This is a genomic window from Candidatus Zixiibacteriota bacterium (assembly GCA_034439475.1).
Classification (GTDB): Bacteria; Zixibacteria; MSB-5A5; order GN15; family FEB-12; genus JAWXAN01.
Genome location: JAWXAN010000042.1, coordinates 131685 through 158428 on the forward strand (window position 1 = coordinate 131685; position 26744 = coordinate 158428).

Here is a 26744-nt window from a genome sequence, read left to right on the forward strand (position 1 = left end):
GAGGATGCAAAAAGTTTGTCAATTAAAACAATTGAGGAAATGACCGTACAAAAGATTTTTTTGACTAAAGCCGGACAAGGTGCCTAAACTCTTGTGACAACGAATCGGTCACAGGCCCCGCCGGGAATAAACTTACTGTATTACTGTGCTTGAGCTTAGCAACCCCCACAATGAGTTTTAAAGAGCTCGATATGAAGATTTCATCCGCTTTGAGAATTTCTGTGAGGGTGCCGCTTTTCTCAATTAAACGAAAATTCAATTTCTGACAGGCCTTAAATACGTGCCGCCGCGTCACCCCGTCAAGACAGCCATCGTCAAGCGAGGGTGTGTAGATGCGGTTGCGTTTCACCCAGAAGAAATTAGCAGATGTTACTTCGGCGGCGTGTTTTTTTTCGTTGAGCATAAGCGCGTCATCGCACTTGTGTCGTTTGGCCTCATCGAGAGCGGTCGCCTGAATGGCGTATGAAATAGTTTTTATCCGTCTGAAAATTGATTTCTGATCGACCTTAAAAGTTGAGAGGAAGAGTGTAAACGGGTTGACAGGCATTGTGTGACTCGCCGCGCTGAGAATGATTTGCGGCGCGCCCTGCGTGCCGAGCCACCGGGCAGATTCTCCAGCGGTTATTGTCAATCGCAGTTTTTTGATTCGCGACGGATGTGCTTTCAACGTAAGATTCATCCACTCAATCAGCGTTGTCTTGCTGATCGGTATTTTGAGATCGATAACTTTCGCCCCTGTATACAGACGCTCCAAGTGGTCGCTGACAAATATGATTCGATTATCAATCACCAAAAAGGTTTCAAATAACCCCTGTGCATAGAGGAGAGCGTTGTCGAAGACAGAAACGACAGCCTTTTCATGTCTCACCAGTTTTCCATTTATCGAAGTGGCCACATCTATGCCGCGAAGTGAATCTTTCACAAGGTTGCTCCAACTGCCAGGAGTTGATTTTTTGCTTTGAGCATCATTTCGGCGTACTCCGAGTGAGCATCGCTATCGGCGACAATTCCGCCGCCTGCATGAGCGGTATAGATGCCGTTGCGGCAAGTCAGAGTTCGGATGGCGATATTAAATTCAGCGGTTTCGGCGGAAATATATCCAATTGCCCCGGTATATACCCCGCGAGGCTCGGATTCATTTTCCAACAGTATTTCCGCCGCGCGTTTTTTCGGTGTGCCCGTAATCGAGCCCCCCGGGGCAAGGGCTGTCATGATTTGACCGAGTGTCACATTGTCCGGCAATTCGCATGAAATATCGGCAACCAGGTGGATAAGGGATGAATATATTTCGCAGCCGTACAGACGGTCCACAGACACCGTGCCGGGCTTGGCGAATTTTCCCAAATCGTTGCGCACAAGGTCGACGATCATCAGCAGTTCAGCCCGGTCTTTGGCTGAACTTAATAAGGTGAGGACATTTGATTCCTGCGCTGCCAGTGTAGAGCCGCGCTCGATTGTCCCTTTGATGGGTGATGATGTCAGCCGTGTTCCATTTTTCTTCAGCAGTCGCTCCGGTGAAGAAGAAAGAATCTGGTAGGTGCCACAGTTGAGATAAGCCGAATACGGCGCAGGGTTTAATTGTCGCAGGCGATTGTAGACTGTCAAAGGATCGGTGTTGCTCCTAATATTAAAACCGGCGGTGAAATTTGCCTGATAGATGTCACCCTCGTATATATGTCGTTTAAGCAATTTTACCGAGCGTTCATATTCAGGCCATTTAGGGTGTGCCAATAGGGTGGCAGGAGATTGAGTCGGGTCGCCTGCGATTGACTCTTTTTCACCATGTTCATGACAAAAATTGTCGGAATGTGTAGTTGTTTTGTTTTGAGAACTTTCATGTGCTCTATGTTCGAAACTCATAACCGAATCATATAGATAAAAACATGCCGAAGGAAAAGAAGATTCACGCTGATTTGTTGTGAGGTTAATCAGTGGCAGCATACCTTCGTAACTGATAAAGCCAAGGGCAGTTTGTTTGGAATTTCGTATGATTGCTTCAAGATAATCAAGCAGTTGCGTTACCCCGCCTTTTGTAATTTCGCGCAAAACCCCTTTTCTTCTTTCAAGAACGCAACCGTTTTGAACTCTTAATTCGGCTGTTGGGTTACATGCAATAAACGACTGGCTCCCTCGATCGCCGATTTTCAGCGATGAGTCAAGCCACACCGCGCCGGGCCGGTGTGAAAGCGGACGAAAGAGTTCCAAGGGGCGGCTCTCTTGTACATTTTTGTCATGAGCAAATGTTCGCATAGTTGGGGAAATCTATCGCGCGTCACACGAATGTCAAGTTCATTCATATGATTCATTGACTTTGCGTTTTTGTGAGATTTATTGTCCCGATGGATGGACTCAAGCTTCTCGTAATTTTCATCGTTATCCTGTACGCCCTGTACCGCAAATTTTCAGTCGGTGTGACGATGCTCTTTGCCGCGGTACTGACCGCCTTGCTCTATCAGGTGGAATTTCCACGACTTGTGCAGGCTATGAAAATTTTGGTTCTCTCAGGAGATCTTCTTCTGCTGACAGCTATTGTCATTCTTGTCACTATCCTCGGCGCCCTTTTGAAAGACCTTGGTTATCTTCAGAGGCTTTCACATGCCTGTCAGGGACTCTATGGCGGCAAACGAACTGCGGTGACTATCTTGCCGCCATTAGTCGGTCTGATGCCTATGCCCGGCGGTTCGCTTCTATCTGCGCCGCTTGTTGAAAATGTGCTTGCCGACGGCAATTACTTACCGGAGTTTAAAGTATCAGCCAACTATTGGTTTCGTCACATGGTCGAATTTTCATGGCCAATCTATCCGGGGATTATATTGGCCCATGCCATCACTGGTATGTCCATCGGTCAGATTGCGCTCCTACAATTACCGCTGGCGATTATCATGCTCGTGCTTGGTCTGATATGTTTCACACGGAAAATTGAGCCATCGAAAAACCGTCCGGTAAGTCTGCCCATTACCATAGTCGGGATTCTTGAAGCGATTTGGCCGATTGGACTGGCGATGGCTCTCTTTGGTGTTTTTGGAGTGAATTTGTCGCTCGCGCTTGTTGTGTCGATTGTGTCAGTGTTGCTTATCAACCGCCCGAGCCGCAAGAGTACTACAGCTTCGTTCAGAAGCGGGTTTTCTTATTCGCTTGTCCTGCTTATCTTCGGTATTCTGACTTTTCAAATGGTACTGGATCTATCCGGGGCGGTCGGTTCCATTCCGGCTTTGGCGCAAAGATACGCCCTTCCGTCTGAACTTGTGATTTTTCTGGTCTGTTTTACCATTGGACTGCTGACATCGATGTCATCCGGGGTTGTCGGTTTGGGCTACATTCTATTGGCCGGATTTCTGTATGACCCGATACTCTCGCCATCGTCTATTCTGTTAGCCTATTTGTCAGGGTATATTGGTATGATGCTCTCGCCCACGCACCTTTGTCTTGTTCTTACCACTGATTATTTTAAGGCAAATCTTGGGGCCGTCTATAGAACCATAATCCCACCATTATTATTGCTCTCTGGATTAGGATTTTTATTGTATTTAAGTCCGTGGGGGCGTATAATTAATAGTTATGTTGTTGTAATCAAATAACTTAGATCAGAGTTCTTGGCTTTATGGAGTGTGCAATCACATTCAGGTCTCAAAGACCTATATTTTGTTGGAACTACTCAGAGCTTTTCGGGTACGAGATTAGAATAAGACCTACTACAAGAGGGTTCGACATGTCAAAAGGAACAGAAAAAGATATTGATTTTGCGCTTATAAGGGCCGTCCAGAACGGGGACATGGTTGCCTTTAATGGTTTAGTGGATCGGTATAAAGAACGTCTCATGAATGTCATCGGCCGCATGCTCTCCTCCACGGAAGAGGCTGAAGACATTGTCCAGGAAACCTTCGTTCGGGTTTACCAGCATCGCCAATCATTTAATTTTCAGCATTGTTTTTCCACGTGGATTTACACGATTTGCTTGAATCTTGCGCGAAACGAACTTCGCAAACGCAAGAAATTCAAATTTTACGATATCAATGAAATGCAAGGGAACGAAGCGGAGTTTGCCGTTGAAGCGAAGCTTCCGAGTCGGCTTCCGCAGGCCATTGACACCGCGGTAAAGGGTCTTCCCGAGAAATACCGGCTCGCCTTTATTCTCCGCGATGTGCAAGAAATGCCGTATGAAGAGGTTGCACAGGTTCTTGGGGTACCGCTGGGAACTGTCAAATCACGTGTCAATCGGGCACGTCTGATTTTGCGTGATAAATTACAGCCGAGAATGGAGGAATATAATGCACTGTCGAAAAGTACGCTCCTTCCTGTCAGCTTTCTCTAACGAAGAAATGACCGGTCGCGTACAGCTGGCCGTTTGTGAGCATCTCTCGACATGCTCCGCCTGCCGAGCTGAGGAGGGGAGATATAATTCCTTGAAGCATGCTGTTTCGGAATTGCCTCGAACGAACCTCTCCCGTGACTTCAATACCCAGTTGTTGAACCGCATCGGACACGAACAATTTGCTGAGACACGAACAAAGGCTTATATGCCGCGTCTCGCACCGCGTTTTGCCTGGCGGTCGCTTGTACCCGTAACTGTCAGCGCGCTCGGAGTTGCAGTTGTTTTTGTTGGACTTTTCGGTGGGGAAACCTTCTCAGGTTGGAAATCTTCTACGGAAGGCTTCAAATTAGGCCAGAATGATGCCTATATCACCGCCGAACCGACTTTCAACCCGAATATGGCTAAGGATTGGTCTCTGGATAAATCAATGGCCCAGAACGAACGTTTGTCTGCTTTGACGAATGGGCTGATTTTACAGTCAGGCTTTAGCGGCCAGTCTCTGACATCAGGTTACGGTGGCTACTCGGTATATGATAACTCCAGGGCTCCGTATATAATGAAAACCTACCGGCTCCAGCCGGTCTACAGGATATACCACTTCTCAGGGAACTCACATTCTCGGGGGGTTGGCTCGGAATTCTAAGATGATAAATTTTAGTCGTTGGACAGTCCGAAACCTAATGTACGCATTATTTCTGGCGGTCTTTTTTTCATACAGCCCCTCTCAGGCTCAATCACCTCTGAACAACTTGGAATCGGGACTTTCCGATCTGGTCGTCCGTTTATCGCAGTCTATCGTTACAGTCGAAGCAGCACAAACATTCGAAGCTGGCAATCTTTCTGCGACAACCTCAAAAGCGTTTCAGCGTCTTATTGCATCCGGAATTGTGTGTGACACGTCTGGTCATATCATTGTTGCCGCCTCAAGCGTACATGGTTATGATCGATTCACGATTATTTTCGAGAACCGCAAAGTCGCCGCCAAGCTGGTTGGGGTCGATTTCTGTAATAGAATCGCTGTACTCAAACCAGAACGGGCAATTGGCCAGCCGGTCAAAATCGCGGAACGTCAGCTTTGCGCTGGTTCAATGGTAATCGCGCTTGGAAATGCCTATGGTCTTCGGGCCTCACCCACACTTGGATTTTGCGCTGGGACTCGTCAGGATGGCAGTCTTCAATTTTCGCTTCCAGTAACCTCAGGAAGTGCTGGCGGCGGGGTTTTTGATCTTTCGGGCAGGTTGCTTGGTGTTATAACCGGGGGAGTGGATCAGGATGACCGTCTCGCCGTAGCTATCCCGTCGATTCAAATCCCAAAAATTGTAAGTTTTCTGATAGAGCACGGAGACCGGCAGGCTGGCCACATTGGTCTGTCATCAGCCGATGTTGAGATATCTCCGGCCTTTGATATTAAATCCTCCTTGGTGATGGCCAAATCAGGAGGTCAGCCCTCGATTCGTATTGACCGGGGAGTGGTTGTGACTGGTGTGGGTAATCAGTCACCGGCTGAGCGGGCTGGACTAAGAAAAGGTGACATCGTTATCGGCGTCAATGGTCGACCGATAACTCTGGCCGCTGAGTTATATAACATTGTTAGACAAAGCTGTCCGGGGAATTCGCTCGAGATTGATCTTATCAGAAATAGTCATCCTCTCACTATAGCTGTCGTAGTGGGGAATAAGTCGATAAAACCCCAATCCGCGGCCCAGTCTTTTTCAGCAAACGAATCATTGGCCGCAGATTCACTTCTCAATATCCTCAATTTCCTCAAGGCTGAAATCACCAGACTTGAAGAGCGATTAAATATCGTCGATTAGTTTACAATTGCCATCCGCGATAATCGGACGTTACTTGTTGGGATGTATAGTCCTGCAAATAATAACGCCTTCAGGGAGCGTCTGCGCTCAAAACCCGCATCATCAGATCAATCGCATTTTCAACCATTGCAGCTTTGCCTTTATGCTGCGTCGATTGCCTTCTCAGACGAAGAATCAATGTCTCTAAGCGTTATGTCGGCGCGTGAACATAAAATAGCACGAACGGCGTTATATGAAGTAATGTTGCAATCCTATTTGTTTCTTGGATTTCCTCGAATGCTTACTGCCGCCGAGAGTCTTGCGGAATCATGGCCGGAAGAATCTAACGATTCGACGGTAAACCAATACACAAGCAAAGAGACGACAAAATGGTTTACCGAAGGGACTGAATTGTACAAACGGGTCTATGCAGGCAATTTCGAGAAACTCCAGCATCGAATTACTGGTTTTGCCCCTGAGGCTTTTCGGTGGATGATACATGATGGTTATGGAAAGGTACTGAGTCGCCCAGGCCTCAGCATTATCGAGCGCGAACTGGCAATAATGGCCTATCTCATTGTTGATTTCCGTCCGAGGCAATTGGTCTCACATATCCGCGGAGCACTCAATCTCGGCGCACAGCCAGACCTTGTATTGGATGCTATCACTGTCCTGGGTACTGAAACGGGCGAGGGCTTTCTTTTTGCTCAGGATACGCTGAAGAATCTTACGGTGTCAGGATGAAGCTCTTTTTCAAGGTTCTGCTTGTCGGAATCTGTATTGTATTTATTGGAATAGCCGCTCTGTCATACTATCTCATAAATGCTGGCGGCATAGAGCGTCTCACCATCTCTCAAATCAACAAACTGCTCGGGGAGGACTCTCGATTTATCGTATCATTGGGCTCTATCGGAGGAAATTTCTACTCTGGGATATCTGTCGATGATCTTTCCGTCAGATACAGCGATTCAGATATTTCCTTTACGCTGCTTCAGGTTCCTCGTGTGACGGCAGATTATTCTATCATGAATTTGATCGATGCCGATTACCGTTTCAATCTCATTTCGCTGGACTCACCCATAGTTGAATTACATCGAGACAGCTCAGGGCGTTTTATCGGACTTGCTTCTCTGAACCAAAGGCCGGATTCAGCGCCTAAGGGAACACCGGCGATTGTCATTAGTGATTTTCGTCTGAAGAATGCATTCGTATCCCTGATCGATCCGGCTGATTCTCTCACAATCTATGATCTTAATCTCAATGCCGAGCTCTTGACAGAAGGCGGAACCTATACAGGAAATATCCGTGAGCTCTATTTTAAATCAAATCGCCCAGGACTTGAATTGACCGATGCCGGAGGCAAGCTAACGGTCGCGGAGAAGAATATTGTATTTAAGGACTTGCGGCTTGTCCAAAATGAGTCGAGAGTTAAGCTTGATGGCGCACTTGCCCTTGGCTCGATGAGCGGGAATGTGACGCTCGATGCCAACAATTTGAACTTGGCCGAACTATCTCCCTTGATCCGGGCAAACCTCAAGGGGATAATTGACCTTACTGGAGATATCGAACTCGATTCTGGATCTATTCGTGGCTCACTGTCTCTCGGCGGAAAATTCCAAAAAGTCGATCTGGAAAACCTCATGATAGATTTTCGGTATGCAAACAAGCATCTCACACTGGATACGGTCTATGGCACAATCCTCGGATCGACAGCCGTCGATGGACGGGGAGAAGTAGACTTCTCGAAGTCTGACAAAGAGTATTCTGTTTCAGCATATGTGAGCAACTTCAATTTGCAGTCACTCATCTCGTCCAGCTTTGTATCTGACCTCAACGGCCAGATTGAACTGTCTGGCCGGTCATTCAAGACATCTGAACTAGAGCTTTCAATAACTGTAGATATTCACGAATCATCGTTTGACAACTATCCGATTCACTATACCAGTGGTGATATGGTGGTTACCGCCGATTCAATCTTATTTGTCGAGGGATTTCAGGTTAATTTCTATGAGAATGAATTTGTTGTAGGCGGAAAAGTGGAATATCGGGATGAGATAGATTTGCGTGTCGATGCCAGGCTGGGAAGTCTCGAGAGGTGGAAGGACAAGTTTTTTCTTAAGGATATTGGCGGCCGTGCTGAGGGGAACGTTTGGTTTACGGGTGAGACAAAAAATCCAAACATTTCCGGTGTTCTGCGCTCAGACTCAATCAGGGTGTACGGACTATTGACCGATAGTCTCACATCTGAATTCAAAATCTTACGCATGCTTACTGCGCCTGCTGGCACTGTTCAATTCAACACCGCAAGCGGCAGCTTATGGGCTTTGGCTTTCGACAGCAGTTCGGGCTTGCTCGAGGTTGATTCCGGTTCAGTTCATTTTGATTCTCTTGATTTATACCTACCGTCGGTTGCATTCTCTGCGGGAGGAAACGTTCAATTTGAAGGACAGCAGAAAAGAATCACGGTTGACAACTTTCAGACAGTGCTTTTTGATCGCACACTTCACAATCGTTCTCCGCTTGTATTCGAAGCCGACGACAAAGGCTTCGATTTTAGGCGCTTCACTGTAGGTGACACGTTATCCGAATTGACTGTAACTGGCAGACTAAACTTTAACGAGTCATTGGATCTTCGTCTATCCATCGCTTATCTCCCTTTAGAGCACTGGCTTTCTTTGTTGAAGAGAGAGATTCCGCTTTCAGGAAACCTGACAAGCGAAGCATCTGTCAGAGGGAGCTTTAACAATCCAATAATAAGTCTTTATGCCTCGGTTGATTCTATGGTTTATAACCAACATTATGTCGGCATGACTACCCTGTCAGCGATTTATGAAAACAATCTCGTGACTCTCGATACCTTCAAAATTGAATCTTCGCCGGGTGATCTTGTAGCGAACGGAACATTCTCAGCCGATCTCTCGCTACGCAACGGTGTCGAGGAGCGGTTGCTTGACAGGCCGATCGATCTGACGGTGAGAGCAAGCCAGAACAATTTTGATTTGTTGCTGCTTGCGCTCCCTTCAATCGAAGAAATGGGCGGCGATTTCTCAGCCCAATTCAAGCTCAGCGGAACTCCAAATGACCCGCACCTTCAGGGAAAGGCGCTGTTGAAAAACGGCTGGCTCAAGTATCTTGATTTGGTCGATACGCTCTACTTTGATTCAAGTTTGATAGAGATGGTCAATAACCAGGTCGTTCTTGATGATGTGTCATTCTATATTAAAAACCCGCGCCACAAAAATAGAAAGAGTTATGTCGACCTTGACGGCAGTCTCAATGTACTAACGCTTGACAGTCTCTACCTTGATATCAATGTCAGTCTTCCGCGTGAAGTTCCATTTCGCTATGAACTTGAGGAGATAGACGGTGTCGTCGAGGGAGACCTCCACATTGAAGGATTTCTCCCGCCTAAAGTTACCGGTGATCTACAGATTCTCTCGGCCATGTATAGAGTGAACTTTGCCGATGCCAACCAGGGTTCGCCGCTTATGTCGGCGCTTTCATCTGGCGACCGGAGCTGGGACTTTGACCTCAATATTGAGATTATCTCCAATTATTGGATAAAAAACGATGACATCGACGCCGAATTTTCTGGAAATGTCAATATTATCCGCACCAATGGAAGTGACAGACTTCTCGGAGAAATGGAAATTCTGCGAGGAAAGGCTTATCTGTTCGACAAGACATTCCAGCTTGAACCGGGTGGGACTGTAGCGTTTACGGGAAGTGAGGCACTCAATCCGAATTTGGATATTGTCGCATGCACTCGCATTCCGGGGCAGCGTTTAGACAGCGCGGAGTCATCGGAGCAGCTTGAGTTGTGCATCCACGTTACCGGAACCCTCGAAAATCCTGAGATTAATCCAGCCGAAGATTCTCCTTTCAATCGGGAAGATATCTTCCCATTGCTGGTTGCAAATTACTATGCGGGCGATTCGACCCGGGCTCAAAATAATATTGAACAAAGAATATCTACCATAGTCTCTAATCAGTTTTCGCAGCTTGGAACGAGGCGGTTGGGCCAGTTGGTCGGCGTAGAAACTTTCGAAATAGATCCGACATCGAGCGGCAGTTTTGATCTAAGAAAAACATCGGTCACGCTGGGCTTTTATACTGCGCCGAACCTCTACGTCTATGGCAGATCTGCAACAACCGGGCAGGAGGTTGGATTCGAGTATCGCTTCCGAAAGGGATTTACATTTGAGGGCCGACGAGACGATGAAGACCTCTATCACGTGAACCTCAAATTGCATTGGGAGTATTAGTGCGAAAACTCCTTCTTCTGCTGCTCATTGCTGGGCATTATCCATCCTTCACCGAGGCTCAAACTGTCAATCGCGCGTTTTTGCGATGGATGAGAAGCGATCCGGTCATCAGAAAGATAGTAATAGAGGGGAATAATTACTTTGAAGATTCAGAAATCAAAAAGCGACTTTATAGTGTCGAGCGTAACTTTTGGCAGTCTGTTAAGGGGGACAGGCGAAGCCGGGTCCAGGCAGAAACGCAGGATCGTGATACTCTTGAGGTAAAATATCTATATCTGACAAGTGGATTTCTCAATGTAGAAGTAAATCACGTAATTGAGGTTATTCCCGAAGATTCATCTGCGCGTATCCGGATTCAGGTAAAGGAGGGGGATTTCTTTCGATATGGCAATGTCCGAATCACAGGCAATATGCAGGAGGAGCTCCGCGAAGAAGCCGCTGAGATAGCCGAGCGTCTTGTGCTTGGTCAGCCAATGAATCCGCTTCAGATGAGCCAGGTTTCCACGGATATAAAGACAGTATTTGCCAATGCTGGTTATCCCTATGCAGCAATAGATATCCAGCTTGATACCGCATCTTCAATTCCGCGCAGTGATGTCATTCTGGCAATCGAGGCTGACTCTCTGGTGCATTTCGGTGAGGTTGAAATCACCGGAATACAAACCTACCCCTCGTATACAGCCGAGCGCGAGTTGGTTGTTCAGGAAGGAGACATCTATAAACGAGACGCAATTCTCAGATCGCAGAGAAGACTCTACGAGTCAGGTTACTTTACAACCTTGCGGTTGGTACAGGCCGATAGTTCAACAGACAGGCTCAATCCGGATTTTGATTTGAGGGTACGCGAGCGCAAACCGCGTTATATAACCATCAAAACCGGTGCGGGACAATCAACAGTTCGTGATTTGGAATGGGACTTTTCCGCCGGATTCGGCAAGAGAAATTTCTTTAGCTCACGCCGGTATGATGTTACCGCGCAGTATTCGTTCGGCCTGGGTGAAGACTCGCGCTTGCTGACACATCGCTATCTCGCGAGATACACTGAGCCATGGCTTCTCAAACTGCGTATCCCCATTACGATTGGTCTGGAATACAGTCCACCCTTGCGCGATGAGGTGCGTGATTTCAAAGTTCGGCTTTTCGGAATAACCCTTGAAACCAAACAGCGTTTCGGAGATTATATTCGAACCACCCTTGGCTTTGAATACGCCTGGGTGAAATTCTCAGACTTTAGCCAATCGATTGATTCTATCAATGTTAGATCATCAGAACCCCAGCGGAGAAAGCTGTACGCTGATCTGATTCGTGACTCAAGAGACAATCTCTTTTTGCCCCGAAGCGGCTCGGTGGCATCGCTTTTATCAGAATATTACGGCGGTTTTTTGGGAGGGGATGGTACATTTGTCAAAATTCAAACCAGTCTATCGGGTTACAAAGTTGTCTGGCCGGGCTGGATTTCAGCGAGTAGGGCGCGGTTCGGTTTGGCGCGTCAATTCGGCAGTTCCGATTTTGTATTTAGCGATGAAGCGCAATATATCGGAGGAGCAAATTCTGTGCGCGGTTTCGACGAAAACCAGTTGGGTCCTAAAGACGCGACCGGAACCCCGATAGGCGCCCGGTATATCATAAATTTGAACCAAGAGTTTCGATGGAAAACTGTACAAGTTGTCCGCAAAGTACCGCTCATCGGCGGCCTCTTCGAGAAGCTCCCGCTGTGGCAATCTATCTTTTTCGATATCGGAAATGGATTTCTTACCCAATGGGAGATTGCGCTAAAGGATCTCGCGTACACCTATGGAACCGGTTTTCAGCTTCTCACCCCGGCAGGACCGGTCCGGCTTGACTATGCCAGAATCATTAAAAGCGAAAAATTTGATTTTGCTGATCGCTGGCACTTCACTATATTGTATGCGTTCTAATTTTTGACAAACGACTGCGTCTGCATGACTGTTGAATTTTGAGCCTGCGATACATGAGGAAGATTGAATGAGCGAACATATCTATTTAGATCATAACGCCACGACACCTGTCGATCCCAACGTCACACAGGCGATGCTTCCCTATTTGGGCGAAACGTACGGCAACGCCAGTTCGGTGCATACTTTTGGCCGCGACGCCAAAGTTGCGTTAGAGACATCCCGCGAAACAATTGCCAACTTTATTAACTGTGATCCAGCGGAACTGGTCTTTACTTCAGGGGGTACCGAGTCGGATAACATGGCCGTTATCGGTTCAGCCTATCATTTGCGACAGCGTAAAAATCATCTGGTGGTTGGGGCCGCGGAACACCATGCAGTAATAGAGCCAGCCGAATATCTCCATCACAAAGAAGATTTTGAACTCTCGCTCTTGGCGGTAAATAGCGAGGGATTCTCATCAGCAGATGAACTTCGGCGGTTAGTCACTGACAAAACAGCTCTGGTCTCAGTTATGCATGCCAATAATGAAAACGGCGCTATACAGGATATTGCAGGAATGGCCGAAGCCGCCCATGAGAAGAGCGCCCTTTTCCATACTGATGCCGTCCAATCAATAGGAAAAATCCCGGTAGATGTTCGGGCGATGGGGGTCGATTTGCTTTCTCTGACTGGCCACAAGATTTATGGCCCAAAAGGGACAGGCGCGCTCTTTATCCGGTCAGGGGTAAAAATTGCCCCACTCTTTTATGGCGGGTCACATGAGCGCCGTCGTCGGCCGGGAACAGAAAATGTTGCTGGCGCGGTCGGATTGGCAACAGCGCTCGATATTACTTCGCGTCGTATGGCCAATGACTTCAAGCATATGACCATGCTTTCCGATTATTTTCTGGATAAGGTGCTCTCGACCATTCCTAACAGTTCACTTAATGGTGCCCGAAAGAACCGGATACCGCAAACGATGAACATCTCTTTTGTCGGGCTTGAAGGCGAACCAATAATTCTCTCTCTCGATATGGAAGGCGTTGCTGTCTCATCCGGTTCGGCATGTACCTCAGGCGCTACCGAAGCCTCGCATGTTTTGACTGCTATGGGAATCACGAAGGCAGTCGCTCATGGGGCCGTCAGATTTTCAATGGGACGGGCGACGACACAGGGCAATTTGGATTATGTGTTGAATATACTGCCCGGAATAGTTCAGCGTCTTCGTGAGCTATCACCATCGTATAATCATGCCGTTTAATCGAGGCCTTTATGAATCGATTCACCGTTGGTATTTCGTATGAATAAGCGCGTATTGGTTGGCATGTCCGGCGGTGTGGATTCTTCGGTCGCCGCTCTGTTGTTGAAACAGCAGGGTTACGAAGTCATCGGGGCGCATATGAAGCTGTGGGATTATGTCGAAGTCGGGGGTGATATCCACAAGGATGGGCGCTGTTGCACGATCGATTCTATTACAGACTGCCGTTTTGTGTGCGATAAAATCGGCGCCCCCTTTTATGTCCTCAATCTCTCCCGGCATTTTAAAGAGCAGGTTATCGATAATTTTGTCTCAGAGTACAAGGCCGGACGCACACCTAATCCATGCGTTCGCTGTAATTCTGAAGTGAAATGGGATGAATTTTTGATGAAAGCAAAATCTCTTGGCTGCGATTACATCGCGACCGGGCATTATGCCATCGTCGGGCAGAATTCGGAAAACCGCTGGCAATTGCAAAAAGGGATTGATTCAACGCGTGACCAGTCCTATGTACTCTGGGGGCTAAAACAAGAGGCGCTTGCTCGGACACTGATGCCGCTGGGTGGGATGCTTAAATCAGAAGTACGCGCTATCGCTCGCCAGTTTGACCTCCGAACAGCAGCAAAGCCTGAATCGCGCGAGATCTGTTTTGTATCTGACAATAACTATCGTCGTTTCCTGACAGATTTTGAGGCACGGCGAGGGAATGCATTTGAGACTGGTGATATTGTCCACGTCGATGGAAAAACTCTCGGGCGTCACAATGGGACGGCTTTCTACACTATCGGTCAGCGCAAGGGGCTCGGCATTACCCATCCGACTCCGCTTTATGTGCAGGAGATTGACACGGTGGCCAACCAAGTGATTGTCGGAGACAACGACACGCTATATAAATCTGAGACGGTTGTAGACAGTATGAATTGGATGGCGATTCATCCCAAAAGCGAACCGTTTGAGGCCGAGGTGAAGATCCGTTATTTGGCTGAGCCCGCTCGGGCCATTATAACCCCAATGTCGGACTCCCAGGCAGCCATTTCCTTTACCGACAGCCAGCGCGCTATCACACCGGGGCAGTCGGTCGCTTTCTATCGGGGGGATGTCCTGCTCGGTGGCGGATTAATCGTCAGCTAAGCGACAGTTCGCTAATGTTCTTTCGTTTTCCAAAACAACTTTAAGACCATAAGCAACACAGACATCATTTGGGTATGAACTATATTCTCATACTTTCGATTGGTTTTGAGAAGAAAATGAGAATTAGCGGGTAAGTGTGTCCGGAGTATGTGGCTGATATTGACCACATTTCTTGTTGATTGAAGCCCTGAGTAGTTATACCATCAAAAATTGTATAACCAAAACCAGTACGGGGTGTAAAAGAGAATATGAAACGATTTCTGAAAATAGCTGCTTGGACACTCGGCATTGTGCTGGGTTTATTTGTGCTCTTAATAATCGGTATAAAGCTATTCTATCCGATGGAGAAAGCGAAGGCTTTCGCCATCGAAAAAGGTATTGAGGCTCTTGGGCGGCCTATTACCATCGGCGAAGTTGACCTCTCTATTTGGGGCGGACTGGGTGTTAATCTTAAAGAGGTTGGCATCGGCAACCCGCCTGAAATAAGCGATGAGCAAGAATTGTTGACTGCTGAAGCTATAGATGTAAAGCTTCAATTATTGCCCCTGTTGACGGGAAACTTTCGCATCGACAAATTTATAGTGGATCGGCCAGTAATTTACATGGTCAAACAGGCCGATGGCTTCACTAATTACTCGTTTGAGACTGCCGATTCTTCGCTGCCGCCGGAAGCCGCCAATCTTCCTGATGAGCAGAAGGCCGCGGCGGCAATCGTGTCATTTGATGAACTCGAAATAAAAGATGGATTGTTTGTTTTTCAGAATGACTCATCGAATACAACACTGACAATCAATGGTCTCGACCTAACCAGTTCTTTACAGACGCCATCGCAGAGTGTCTATAACTCCTCGGGTAAATTTAGCACTGACAGCCTGTCTATGAGCGGCGATGATGGCTTTTCATTGAGCGCAGTAAGTTTGAATTACGAGGCCGGTTATGACCTTGAGGCCCGTCAATTGCTTGTCGACCGCGCAGATCTTGTTGTTGGCGGCTCGGTCATGCGCTTTACCGGACAAATAAATGATCCAGCGGAGAATATGAAGGCCAAGGGAAATCTCATTGCTGACGATATTTCGATTTCGGATATGTTTGCCATTCTTCCGTCGAAACGCCAAGCGATGTTTGAGGACTATAATGTCAATGGCCGATTCTCCATGAATTTGGACTTCACCTACGACAGCGCTGCTGTACCTGCGGTGGGGTACTCAGGAACTGTGGTCCTCAATGATATAGCCATGTCAAAAGAAGGGATATCCGGAAAGCTTGAGATGCAAAAAGCCCTCCTTGATATCAAGCCCGATAATTTACGGTTCAATATTGAGGATGGTCGATTTGATGGTCAGCCGCTTCGCGGTTATCTGGCGGTTGATAATTTCTCGAATCCATCAATTGCCGGAGAACTCGCCGGGTCACTAAATCTTGCCTTTGTGCAGCCATTTTTGCCCACAAAAAACAATCACCAGATAAGCGGTCAATCTCATTTCAATATCCAATTTTCTGGAAAGCTGAAACAAGTCCAGGCAATCGACTTTTCCGGAACGCTTAAAGTTGAGAATGGGACCTACTCGTCAGAGATGGTCCCCGAGCCGATAGATGATTTGGCTCTTGATATATTTATGGACAGAGAAGTGCTGACAATCAACGCATTAAGCGGCAATTTTCCGTCCGGCCAATTCAGTCTCACCGGCCGCGTTGAAGATTTTATTCCTTACATGCTGGCTGACTCGGTACAAGCACTGGCTATTTCTCCTATTCTCGATGGTCAGTTTAAGGGAGAGGTTAGCATGAAGATGGCCGAGAAGTATCTTCCGCCTAACGGAAAGCCTGAACTTGATGGACGGTTGGTAATGGATATGCGTGTGCGTGGCCCTATCTCGAGACCTGCCGAACTACGACCCGCAGGGAAATTATCAATTATCGATGCCTCATACAACGATTCGCTTCTGCCCGAACCGATTAAAAAGCTCAACGCCGAAATGTTGATAAATTATGACACGATTACGGTGCAGAGGATGGATGTTCAGTTTACCTCGAGCGATGTATCATTCAACGGTCGACTGACTAAACCATTCCCGTATCTTTTGCCGATACAGGACTTAAATCGCTCCCAAATGCAAAAGCCGTTCTTCTCTTTCACACTCTCATCCAACCGGTTCGACTTTGATAAGCTCTTTCCTGAGGCTGCCCCCGGAACGGAAAGCAATCGCGCCAGTGCCGCTCCCGATTCTGTTTCAATGATACTTCTGCCTGATATTGATGGACAAGGGACATTTTCGATTGATACGCTTATCTATTCAAAGATTGATTTCACTCAGATAACCGGCAAAGTGAAAATCTATGACAGAAAGATTGAGTGTTACGATGTGAACGGGAAAGCCTACTCTGGTTCAGTCGCTGGAACCACTATCATTGACCTGAACGATATGTCGGCCCCTGGCTATTCGGGTGAATTCACAGCATCGCAAATTGAGGCCAATGATTTTCTGACTCGATTCACAAAATTTGGCGGCCACCTCTTTGGAAAAGTTAATCTTCAAGGCGCATACAATGCAAAAGGCTGGGAGCCTGAGCAATTTCTCAATTCGCTGACATTGAATGGCGAGGGAGATGTTGACAATGGGAAGCTTGTACTTTCGGGAGAGATATTGTCTACATTTAACAGTCTGGCAGACAAGCTTGGAATTGCATTCGACAAAGAGCAGGCCCTCAAAGATCTGTCGACCTTAATCAAGGTAGAAGATGGCAAGGTGCAAGTGAGCAATCTCAAAACCACCCTTGGCAGTCTTGGTAATGTCTCGATTGGCGGATTCTACGGTTTTGACGGTCAAATCGGATATACAGGGACTATTGACCTCAGTCGCGAGGCCGCTGAAAGTCTATCTTCCAGAGGCGGAGTGCTCGGTGGCCTCGCCTCGGTACTTAAAAATAAAGAAACAGCGAGTATCCGGCTGCCCCTAAAAATAGGAGGTACTTTAGACAAACCTGTTGTGGCTATCGATTACAACGCTCTGACAAATTCTCTCAAAGAGGGCCTTGGCGCAGAGGCTGGCGGACTGCTTCAGAAGCTTTTCAAGAAATAGATATCCCCCGGAAAATCGATTTAAGGTTTAGCGCCATTCCTATTGTAAAAAATTAATCTCTACTACTGCCATTTTAGCTCAATATTCTGGTCTTATTAGCCGATGATATTTGAAGAGAGAAAGAATCATAGATTGTTTAGCATCATGCATATTTTTAGCCCGGGGATGCGATGTCAAAAGAGCAGACAAAAACGCCCGAAACGACTGCCGTGGAACCTCGAGGGGTCAAACGCTGCGCGGTCTGCAAAATCGATCTCAAGGGACGATTTGTTCTGGTCAATGACGAGGCCGAACGGATTATTGGTCTCACAAAAGAGGAACTGTTTGGCAGATTCCTCTCCGAATTTTTGCTTGAATCCGACCGTCAGATAATTCAGCAAATACTCCGACAACGCAACCATTATGACAGCTTTTTTGAGACAACGCACGTAACACTTATTGATACCAAACAAAATCCACTCGTTGCCAAGATTTTCATATCGCTCAATTACATTGCTGGTAATCCCGCGAATTACCAAATAATTTTTAGCGTGGACGAGGAAGAATTGGCATCCGGCCGGTCTCTCCACACGACAATTATCAGCCGCAGCCTGCTTCATAGACTGGCTCGAATAACACCGTCCAATCAGTGGGCAGAAGTCTCGAAACTCATCATCGAATTTGGTTCCATCCAGACCGTACTTGTATACTCTCTCAATGCCAAACACTCCCTCACTCCAATTGCGGCTGTCTCAGTTATTGGTGACAGCCTTGACTCATGCGCGTCCAGATTTCCGACGGGAAAGCTTCATACATTTGCGGCATCGTCTGGGACTTCGTATAGCTGCACGAACGATGAAGATGTCAGACTGTCCATCGAGCGGGAAGGTGCCGCGCCACATGAATTTGTGACGGTTTTAAAGAGCGCAGACATGGAAAGTGTCCTCCTGCGCATTGTCTTTGAGGCCGGAACAGAGTCTGCTGAAATCATTGAACTGGTCGGCCTTGCTCAAGCAGTCATGCGCTTCGTCGGTGCTGGCGGCCAGTCACAAATTAAAACAGGTTCGAATCAGCTGGCTCCATCGCTCCTGGTAATCACTGAAAAACTTGTCAGTGACCTTGGTGGTCATATGGAAGTGCATCAACAAGAGGGCGAAGGCATACTTGTGACATATCAATTGCCTGCGGCCGCAGACAGTAAATAATAAATTCCATGCGCATTTTAGTTCTCGAAAACAACCGCTATCATTCCCTGCTGATGGAGCGCGAACTGAGCAAACGCTATCCTGAGTGGGTTGTCTCGTTTTTTACCTCGGCCAACGCCGCTTTGGAAGAATTGACCCTTGCTCACTACGACGTATGTGTTGCAAGCATTTCTCTTTTAGGCAATAGACTCGATACAATGGTTGATGTGGTATCGGCTTATAATGGATCGACACAATCACTCATTTTTCTATCGACCTGCACAGAAGAAAGTAAGAGAGTCGCACATATTCATAACAGTCATTCCTTGATGAAAAACGAGTTCTTCTACCTTAGACTGCCAAACATTATTGACATGATTCTTGTGAAACTTCAGGGCGAAGCAACACATAATGAATTTGCAGAAGCAAGGGTGACGCCGGGTGTGGTCGTTATCCCGGTCGGCAAGAACGCTCTGGCCCACGAAATGAATAACCCGCTCATGGCAATTCTTGGAATGGCGGAGTTGCTTGCTTCACCTCAATACCACCTTTCACCATCGGTAGAGAAGAAAACATCTTCCATCTATCACTCCGCACTGCGTATCCAATCATCGGTGGAACGACTTATCGTTATGAACGAGGGCGCTTTACAGCCCCCTACGTCATCGACCATTGGACCCGCATCGCCTTTGAAAAGAACCTCTCGTCTCCGGAAATCAGAGCCCCTCAAGATTATAAGTTGACATTCTCGGTCATATCTCTATATTTGCGCCCTTTATTCCATAAGGGTACTTATATATGTATTCGATGACCGGGTTCGGGCGTGCCGAACTAAAAAGCCGCAAAGAAAAGTTTCTGGTTGAGATATCAACCGTGAATAATCGTTTTTTGGAGTTCTCACTCCGCCTCCCGCGCCACCTTTCACCACTTGAAGCAAAAGTACGGCAGTTACTTAACGAACACCTCGAGCGCGGTAAAGTGCATTATTATCTATCCCTTGAGGATGCCGATGACGCACCAAAGAAATATCAGTTAAACACAACTGCCGCAACCGCCTATGCCAAGCAGATTCGACAATTGCAGAAAGAGCTCAAACTTACAGGCGAGTTGACTGTGTCTGACCTCCTTGTTTTCCCCCAAGTCGTTCAGGCTGACACTGAAGATGTGGATTTGGATGTCGTGTGGACTTCGCTTAAAAAAGTGACTGAGTCCGCGATCACTGAGTTAAACTCGATGCGGAAAAGCGAAGGACTGGCGATGGCCGCCGATATGAAAAAGCGGCTTGACCTTATGGCTAAATTGGTTGATACAATTGAAAAGACTGCTGAGAGTGCGGTTCCGAACTATGCGGAGAAACTGCGCCTGCGAATAAAAGAGCTCCTTGAAGTGCCGCTTCGTGAGTCAAGTAGGCTGGAAGAAGAGATTGCAATGTTTGCTGATCGCACCGATATCACAGAAGAATGCGTGCGCTTCCGCTCGCATGTAGACCAGTACCGCCAAGCGTTAAAAGATAAGGAAGCCGTGGGGCGGCGCCTCAATTTCATTTTACAGGAAATGAACCGCGAGGCAAACACCATGGGTTCCAAATCGGCTGAGTTTGGCGTCTCAACTTTGGTTATATCGCTAAAAGAAGAACTCGAGAAAATTCGTGAGCTTGTTCAGAATGTCGAGTAGGCATCAGGGGATTCGGCGTTGAGCAGCAAAAAACTGGGTCGTCTTGTGATTCTGTCATCTCCGTCCGGGGGCGGAAAGACGTCGATCTGCCGTAAACTCCTGACTTCGACCCGAAAGAGATCAGGCTGGACGTTTTCAGTATCGTATACCACCCGTGCGCGTCGCAAGGGAGAGCGTGAGGGCCGAGAGTATTATTTCATCGATGATGCTAAATTTCAGGAATTGGTAAGCAGAGACTTCTTCGCGGAACATTTTAAGGTGCACTTGTATAACTACGGAACCCCACGCCATCCGATTGACAGTGCTCGACGCTCAGGCGGAGTGATGTTGCTTGATGTTGACGTCCAAGGGGCGGCCCGTCTGAAACAGGCCTATCCTGATGCGATTGCGATTTTCATTTTACCCCCTTCGGCGGTTGCGCTGAAGAAAAGACTTCACCGGCGAGGAACCGAAACGAAGGAACAGCTCGCTTTGAGATTTCGGAACGCAACTAAAGAAATGCAGTCATTTCGTGATTATGGATTTGATTATGCGGTAATAAATGACGACCTTAAAACCGCTGTCCAAAAAGTACTTGCCGTAATCGAGGCGCACCCCTGCCGGATTGAACGGCTTGACGAGGAACAATTAGCTAAACTCGCTCGTTAGAGAGCGCATACAAGAGGAGAAATCATGCCTTATCTGTCTATCGATGGCCTGGAAAAGGTCACCCGTAACCGGTATGAAGCCGTAATTATTGCCGCTCAACATGCCCGTCATCTTAACTCTCAGCGGCTACTCAAGATGGCAAAGCTTGAAGAAGGCGGCTCTTTCGACATTGACGGAAGAAAGATCACGATGGTCTCACTTCAGGATCTTATGGACGGCAAAGTAAAGTTTGTACGTCCGGAGTCGAAGTAAGTACAATAGGTCTCCTTAGGTAGTCGCTTACTTTCACACAGGAATGTGGTTATGGCTAAAAACTTAGTAATAGTTGAATCTCCCGCCAAATCCAAGACCCTTGCGAAATTTCTGAGCAAGGATTTTGAGATTCTTTCAAGCGTGGGACATGTCGTCGATTTGCCAAAATCGAAAATTGGCGTCGATGTCAAAAATAACTTTGAACCTCAATATGAGATAATCAAAGGAAAAGAAAAGATCATCGCCGAACTCAGGAAGGCCGCCAAGTCCGCGACAACTGTCTATCTTGCCCCTGATCCTGACCGCGAAGGAGAGGCTATTGCATGGCATTTGGCCAATAGCCTTAAAGGAAAGGGAGTCAAGGCATCGTTTCTTCGTGTGACATTTAATGAAATCACAAAATCAGCCGTGACTGAGGCAATCAAGAATCCTCGAGATATCGATATCAATTTGGTCAATGCCCAGCAAGCCCGCAGAGTTCTCGACCGGCTCGTCGGCTATTCTGTTTCCCCATTCCTCTGGAAAACAGTCGCGCGAAATCTATCGGCTGGCAGAGTGCAGTCGGTAGCGCTTCGACTTATATGTGAACGTGAAGAAGAGATTAAAGCATTCATCCAGGAAGAATACTGGAAGATTTCCGTGCAGCTTGCAACTGGTAAAAAGCAAAAATTCACCGCGCAACTGTTCAAAATTGACGGCAAAACTGTCGTAGGAGCAGGCGAAGCCGGACCCAAGAAAATTGTCATTACCACACAGGCGGAAGCCGATAAGATTGTCGCCGAGCTTAAAGGACAAAAATATACTGTCTCTGACATCACCAAGAGCGAGCGCGTCCGCCGTCCGCTGCCTCCTTTTATTACTTCCACACTTCAGCAGGAGGCCGCAAAAGTATATGGCTTTTCACCAAAGCAGACAATGAGTGTCGCGCAGGGGCTTTACGAAGGAATCGAAATTGGCCAAGACGGCCCGACGGGTTTAATCACCTACATGCGTACCGATTCTACACGCGTCTCCGATGAAGCGCTCAAAAATGTACGGGCCATGATTGGCAAAGAGTTCGGCAAGGAATATCTGCCAGAGAAAGCAATCCAGTACAGCAGTAAGAAGAATGCTCAGGATGCTCACGAAGCCGTTCGTCCGACCTATCTGGATTTGAGCCCTGAGAAAGTGAAGAAGCATCTTTCTCCCCAGCAATTAAAGCTCTATACATTAATTTGGAATCGTTTCATCGCATCGCAGATGAATCCGGCGATCTTTGACGTCGAAACTGTCGATATCACCGCTGGCAATTATCTTTTCCGCGCCTCGGCACAGAAAATCCGCTTTGATGGTTTCCTTCGTATTTATCATGAGGGACGCGAGGCCGATGAGAGTGTCGACGAGGATGATAGCCAGAAACTACCCGACTTGAAGGTTGATGAGCTATTGACCCTTTTGAAGCTTGATCCGGTGCAGTCCTTCACAAAACCGCCAGCTCGCTATTCCGAGGCCATGCTTGTAAAACGGATGGAATCCGATGGTATCGGGCGACCGTCGACTTACGCAAGTATTATCTCGACGCTCAAAGATAGAAAATACGCCGAACTTGAGCAGAAAAGGCTCCGTCCGACAGATCTCGGCACGACTGTCAATAAGATTTTGGTTGAGAATTTCCCTGATCTGTTCAATGTTGCATTTACTGCAAGCATGGAAAAAGAGCTCGATTTGGTCGAAGAAGGAACAGATGATTGGGTGAAAGTTCTGAAAGACTTTTATAAGCCATTCATCAAAACCCTCAATGGGCTCAAGGGTAAGGAAAAAGATATAAAAGCGTCAATGACGGAAGTCACTGACATACCGTGCGATAAATGCGCCCAGCCGATGATTATCAAAATGGGACGCAATGGACGCTTTTTGGCCTGTTCCGGTTATCCGGAATGCAAGTCCACAAAGCCGCTTCCTGAAGATGAAGCAAAAACGCACAGTGATGAAAAATGCGAAAAATGCGGCTCTGCGATGGTTATTAAAACTGGACGGTTTGGACGTTTCCTTGCCTGTTCCGGCTATCCGGAATGTAAATCAACCAAACCGGTCACTCTTGGTATCAGTTGCCCGAAGCCTGGCTGTGGCGGTAAGATTCTTGAAAAGCAGACAAAAACCAAACGGCTTTTCTATGGTTGCACAAGTTATCCTAAATGCGATTTCGCTTCATGGGATAAACCAATAAATCAACCCTGCCCGGTCTGCAAACATGTCTATGTGCTTCAGAAAATATCTAAAGCCAAGGGCGATTATTTCCGCTGCCCTGAATGCAGACATGAGATGTCTGAGGACACACCAGTCGTGAAGACCGTCGCATAAGCGTTTCCTCATTTGCCCTCATACATTTGACGCCTGCACTGACCGGGCTTTCCCTGTGATAATCCAACGCGCGTGAAACCGCTTGACCAGCGTTGAGGTTTGCGATATTCTCACACTATGCTACACAAGGCGTTGGGAGAGTATTTAAGGTTTTTAGGGACTCAAAAGAGAGCTTCAAAGACAATTGAGGCTTACACACGGGATTTGACACCGTGGCTTGAGTTCTGCGAGAGTCAATATACACTGCTACCGACATCGAAGAAAAATGATCCGCTTTTCCTCCGGTTGTATCTGAGAAAACGATCCGAAGCCAAAGTATCCAATCGTTCCATAGCCAGATTTCTCTCAGCAGTTTCATCATTTCAACAATTCCTGGCGACCAAGCCGCACACGAAGGATTATATCTTCGTATTGCCGAAAATCAAATACTCTTCGGCTTTGCCTTCTTTTGTATCGCAGGCCGAAGCCGCAAACTTCTTCTCGCATGAGAATACGCGCGAAGACAAATCAACATACAGTTATGTTCGAGATTACACGATGCTTGCTCTGTTGTATGTTACCGGTTTGAGACGAGAAGAGCTTGCCGAATTGACAGTCTCCAGACTTGATCTCTCTCGCGGTCTTGTGACAACGATCGGTAAGGGAAACAAAGAGCGTATAGTGCCAGTCGGCCCGGCAACGGTGACTGATTTGCAGAGCTACATTACGAAGCGGGAAGAGTTTTTAGCGAAACTACACACAAACTCAGGCAGACTTTTCCTGAATAAGGACGGGGAGGGTTTGTCAGTTAGATCAGTTGACAGACTTGTCAAGCAGTTTGCGAAATCATGCGGAAGCAGTCTGACTCCGCACACGCTGCGGCATTCGTTCGCCACTCATTTGCTTGAAAATGGCGCAGATTTGGTATTGATTAAAGAGATTCTGGGACACTCTTCATTGTCGACAACACAAAAATATACCCATGTGACAGTTGAAAAAATGAAGCAGGTTTATCGCACGGCTCATCCGCGCTCAGGGTCGAAGACCTAACTATGGAAAGAAAAATGCAGAAGACGAGAAGCACAACAATCATAGCAGTGTTGCACAACGGCAAGGCCGCCATTGCAGGCGACGGCCAGGTTTCAGTTGAAGACACCATCATCAAACGCACGGCCATGAAGATACGCACGATAAATGACGGAAAAATACTGGCCGGCTACGCCGGAACCGCAGGTGATGCCCTCGCGCTCTTTGAGATTTTCGAGAAAAAACTTGGAGAATACTCAAACGATCTTCAGCGGGCATCGGTCGAACTTGTGAAGGAATGGCGCACCGACAAGGCCCTGCAGACGCTTGAAGCTCTCATCGCCGTGACCGACGGCAAGCATGTTTTGCTTATCAGCGGAAATGGGGACGTGGTTGAGCCGGACGACGGTATTGTCGCCATTGGCTCTGGCGGCGTCTACGCCCTTGCCGCTGCGCGGGCAATTATCTGGGCGAATCCTAAATTGACGGCTGATAAGATCGCACGGCGCGCATTGGAAATCGCTGCCGATATATGCGTTTACACAAACAATCATATCAGTGTGGAAACTATTAAATGAACAAATACCCCACGCCCAAAGAGATAGTTGAACACCTTGATAAATATATTGTGGGCCAGGATAACGCAAAAAAATCAGTCGCGATTGCCCTTCGTAACCGTTGGCGGCGCCAAAACGCCGCAGAAGATATCCGTGATGAAATCATGCCGAATAATATTATTCTCATTGGACCCACCGGAGTCGGCAAAACAGAGATAGCGCGACGATTGGCCGATCTGGCTGGTGCGCCGTTTATGAAGGTCGAGGCCTCAAAATTCACCGAGGTGGGTTATGTAGGACGAGATGTCGAGTCAATGATCCGCGATTTGATTGATATCGCGGTGAATATGGTCAAGACTGAAAAGTTTGAGTTTGTAAAGGAGAAAGCTCAAAAAAGAACAGATGAACGTTTGCTCGATTTGCTTATGGGGCCACCTTCAAGAACTTCAAGGGCGAGGCAAGCATCCGATCAGCTGATTGATTCACGCGTCGCGACTCGAGCCAAGCTTCGGGCAAAGCTTTTCTCAGGCATGCTTGATGAACATGAGATCGAGCTTGATACTCCTCAATCAAATTATCCTGTATTCGAGATATTTTCTCCGATGGGGATGGAAGAGCTCGGGATGAATGTTCAGGAAATGTTCAGCGGGATGATGCCGAAGAAGTCAAAGCGGCGCACGATGGTAATAAAAGAGGCCCGAAAGTATCTGCTCACGGAAGAGATGGGCAAACTGGTCAATATGGACGATGTCATCACCGAAGCTCTGGGCCGCGCTCAACAGTCAGGGATTATCTTTATTGATGAACTTGATAAAATTGTTAGCGACGGCACTTCCGGCGGTCCGGATGTCAGCCGCCAAGGCGTTCAGCGAGATATTCTGCCTGTTATCGAAGGGTCAACGGTTTCAACCAAATATGGTTTGGTTCGCACCGACCACATTCTTTTCATTGCCGCCGGTGCCTTTCATGGTAAAAGTCCGTCGGACTTGATTCCTGAGCTTCAGGGACGTTTTCCAATCCGTGTCGAACTCGATTCGCTTACTGGTAAAGATTTTGTGCGAATCCTGACTGAACCCAAAACGGCTCTCATTAAGCAATACCAGGCATTGATGCTGACTGAAGGCATTCAGTTGGAGTTTACTGACGGTGCAATTGCCAAGATTGCAGACATTGCCGAGCGGGTTAATCAGCAGTCAGAAAATATTGGCGCGCGGCGGCTTCATACGGTAATGACAACTTTGCTTGAAGATATTCTCTTTGAGCCGCCGCTCAAAAAAAAGAAACTGACTATTACCGACAAAACTGTCGAGTCGCGACTGTCAAATATTGTAGAAAATCAGGATTTGAGTAGGTATATCCTGTAGATCA

At 47.4% G+C, this 26744-nt stretch carries 21 protein-coding genes; 19 read left to right on the forward strand and 2 right to left on the reverse strand.

Annotation, left to right across the window (positions count from 1 at the left end; genetic code table 11):
* Positions 1-64 precede the first annotated feature (64 nt).
* Both SGI97_06210 and SGI97_06215 read right to left on the reverse strand, forming a co-directional pair.
* Positions 65-922, reverse strand: coding sequence for an aminotransferase class IV (locus SGI97_06210; GenBank protein MDZ4723479.1), 858 nt, complete (start codon positions 920-922; stop codon positions 65-67).
* Positions 919-2250: an anthranilate synthase component I family protein gene (locus SGI97_06215; GenBank protein ID MDZ4723480.1), complete on the reverse strand. Its 1332-nt coding sequence runs from the start codon at positions 2248-2250 to the stop codon at positions 919-921. The genes SGI97_06210 and SGI97_06215 overlap by 4 nt, the downstream gene beginning before the upstream one ends.
* Before the next feature lie 89 nt (positions 2251-2339).
* Between SGI97_06215 and SGI97_06220 the strand changes: the two genes are divergently transcribed.
* The 19 genes from SGI97_06220 (at position 2340) to hslU (ending at position 26740) form a co-directional block, all read left to right on the forward strand.
* The gene (locus SGI97_06220; protein ID MDZ4723481.1) at positions 2340-3578 is read left to right on the forward strand and encodes a DUF401 family protein; all 1239 of its coding nucleotides are present in this window, start codon (positions 2340-2342) and stop codon (positions 3576-3578) included.
* A 131-nt stretch (positions 3579-3709) separates the two neighbouring features.
* A complete protein-coding gene (locus SGI97_06225) occupies positions 3710-4312 on the forward strand; it encodes a sigma-70 family RNA polymerase sigma factor (protein MDZ4723482.1) in 603 nt (200 codons plus the stop codon).
* A gap of 205 nt (positions 4313-4517) precedes the next feature.
* A complete protein-coding gene (locus tag SGI97_06230) occupies positions 4518-4955 on the forward strand; it encodes a hypothetical protein (GenBank protein MDZ4723483.1) in 438 nt (145 codons plus the stop codon).
* Positions 4956-4992: 37 nt separating this feature from the next.
* Entirely contained in the window at positions 4993-6126 is a 1134-nt protein-coding gene (locus tag SGI97_06235) for a S1C family serine protease (GenBank protein MDZ4723484.1), read from the forward strand.
* Positions 6127-6303: 177 nt separating this feature from the next.
* Positions 6304-6849, forward strand: a complete 546-nt coding sequence (locus SGI97_06240) for a hypothetical protein (GenBank protein MDZ4723485.1) — start codon at positions 6304-6306, stop codon at positions 6847-6849.
* A complete protein-coding gene (locus tag SGI97_06245) occupies positions 6846-10370 on the forward strand; it encodes a translocation/assembly module TamB domain-containing protein (protein MDZ4723486.1) in 3525 nt (1174 codons plus the stop codon). The genes SGI97_06240 and SGI97_06245 overlap by 4 nt, the downstream gene beginning before the upstream one ends.
* Positions 10370-12289, forward strand: coding sequence for a BamA/TamA family outer membrane protein (locus tag SGI97_06250; protein ID MDZ4723487.1), 1920 nt, complete (start codon positions 10370-10372; stop codon positions 12287-12289). Before SGI97_06245 ends, SGI97_06250 begins: the two co-directional genes overlap by 1 nt.
* Positions 12290-12356: 67 nt before the next feature.
* Positions 12357-13529 carry a cysteine desulfurase family protein gene (locus SGI97_06255; protein ID MDZ4723488.1) on the forward strand — a complete coding sequence of 391 codons (1173 nt, stop codon included), beginning with the start codon at positions 12357-12359 and terminating at the stop codon, positions 13527-13529.
* A gap of 39 nt (positions 13530-13568) precedes the next feature.
* Entirely contained in the window at positions 13569-14657 is a 1089-nt protein-coding gene (gene mnmA, locus SGI97_06260) for a tRNA 2-thiouridine(34) synthase MnmA (GenBank protein ID MDZ4723489.1), read from the forward strand.
* Positions 14658-14905: 248 nt separating this feature from the next.
* Positions 14906-17737, forward strand: coding sequence for an AsmA family protein (locus SGI97_06265; protein ID MDZ4723490.1), 2832 nt, complete (start codon positions 14906-14908; stop codon positions 17735-17737).
* 170 nt (positions 17738-17907) lie between these two features.
* Complete coding sequence (locus tag SGI97_06270; protein MDZ4723491.1) at positions 17908-18921, forward strand: PAS domain-containing protein; 1014 nt, start codon at positions 17908-17910, stop codon at positions 18919-18921.
* Positions 18922-18929: 8 nt separating this feature from the next.
* On the forward strand, positions 18930-19643 hold the full coding sequence (locus SGI97_06275; GenBank protein MDZ4723492.1) for a histidine kinase dimerization/phospho-acceptor domain-containing protein: 714 nt from the start codon (positions 18930-18932) through the stop codon (positions 19641-19643).
* A gap of 55 nt (positions 19644-19698) precedes the next feature.
* Positions 19699-20574, forward strand: a complete 876-nt coding sequence (locus SGI97_06280; protein MDZ4723493.1) for a YicC/YloC family endoribonuclease — start codon at positions 19699-19701, stop codon at positions 20572-20574.
* Between the two features lie 18 nt (positions 20575-20592).
* Entirely contained in the window at positions 20593-21222 is a 630-nt protein-coding gene (gmk, locus tag SGI97_06285; protein MDZ4723494.1) for a guanylate kinase, read from the forward strand.
* 24 nt (positions 21223-21246) lie between these two features.
* Entirely contained in the window at positions 21247-21474 is a 228-nt protein-coding gene (locus SGI97_06290; GenBank protein MDZ4723495.1) for a hypothetical protein, read from the forward strand.
* Positions 21475-21525: 51 nt separating this feature from the next.
* On the forward strand, positions 21526-23814 hold the full coding sequence (gene topA, locus SGI97_06295; GenBank protein MDZ4723496.1) for a type I DNA topoisomerase: 2289 nt from the start codon (positions 21526-21528) through the stop codon (positions 23812-23814).
* Positions 23815-23931: 117 nt separating this feature from the next.
* Positions 23932-24843, forward strand: a complete 912-nt coding sequence (locus SGI97_06300) for a tyrosine-type recombinase/integrase (protein ID MDZ4723497.1) — start codon at positions 23932-23934, stop codon at positions 24841-24843.
* Between the two features lie 14 nt (positions 24844-24857).
* On the forward strand, positions 24858-25397 hold the full coding sequence (gene hslV, locus SGI97_06305) for an ATP-dependent protease subunit HslV (GenBank protein MDZ4723498.1): 540 nt from the start codon (positions 24858-24860) through the stop codon (positions 25395-25397).
* Positions 25394-26740, forward strand: coding sequence for an ATP-dependent protease ATPase subunit HslU (hslU, locus tag SGI97_06310; GenBank protein ID MDZ4723499.1), 1347 nt, complete (start codon positions 25394-25396; stop codon positions 26738-26740). Before hslV ends, hslU begins: the two co-directional genes overlap by 4 nt.
* Positions 26741-26744 lie beyond the last annotated feature (4 nt).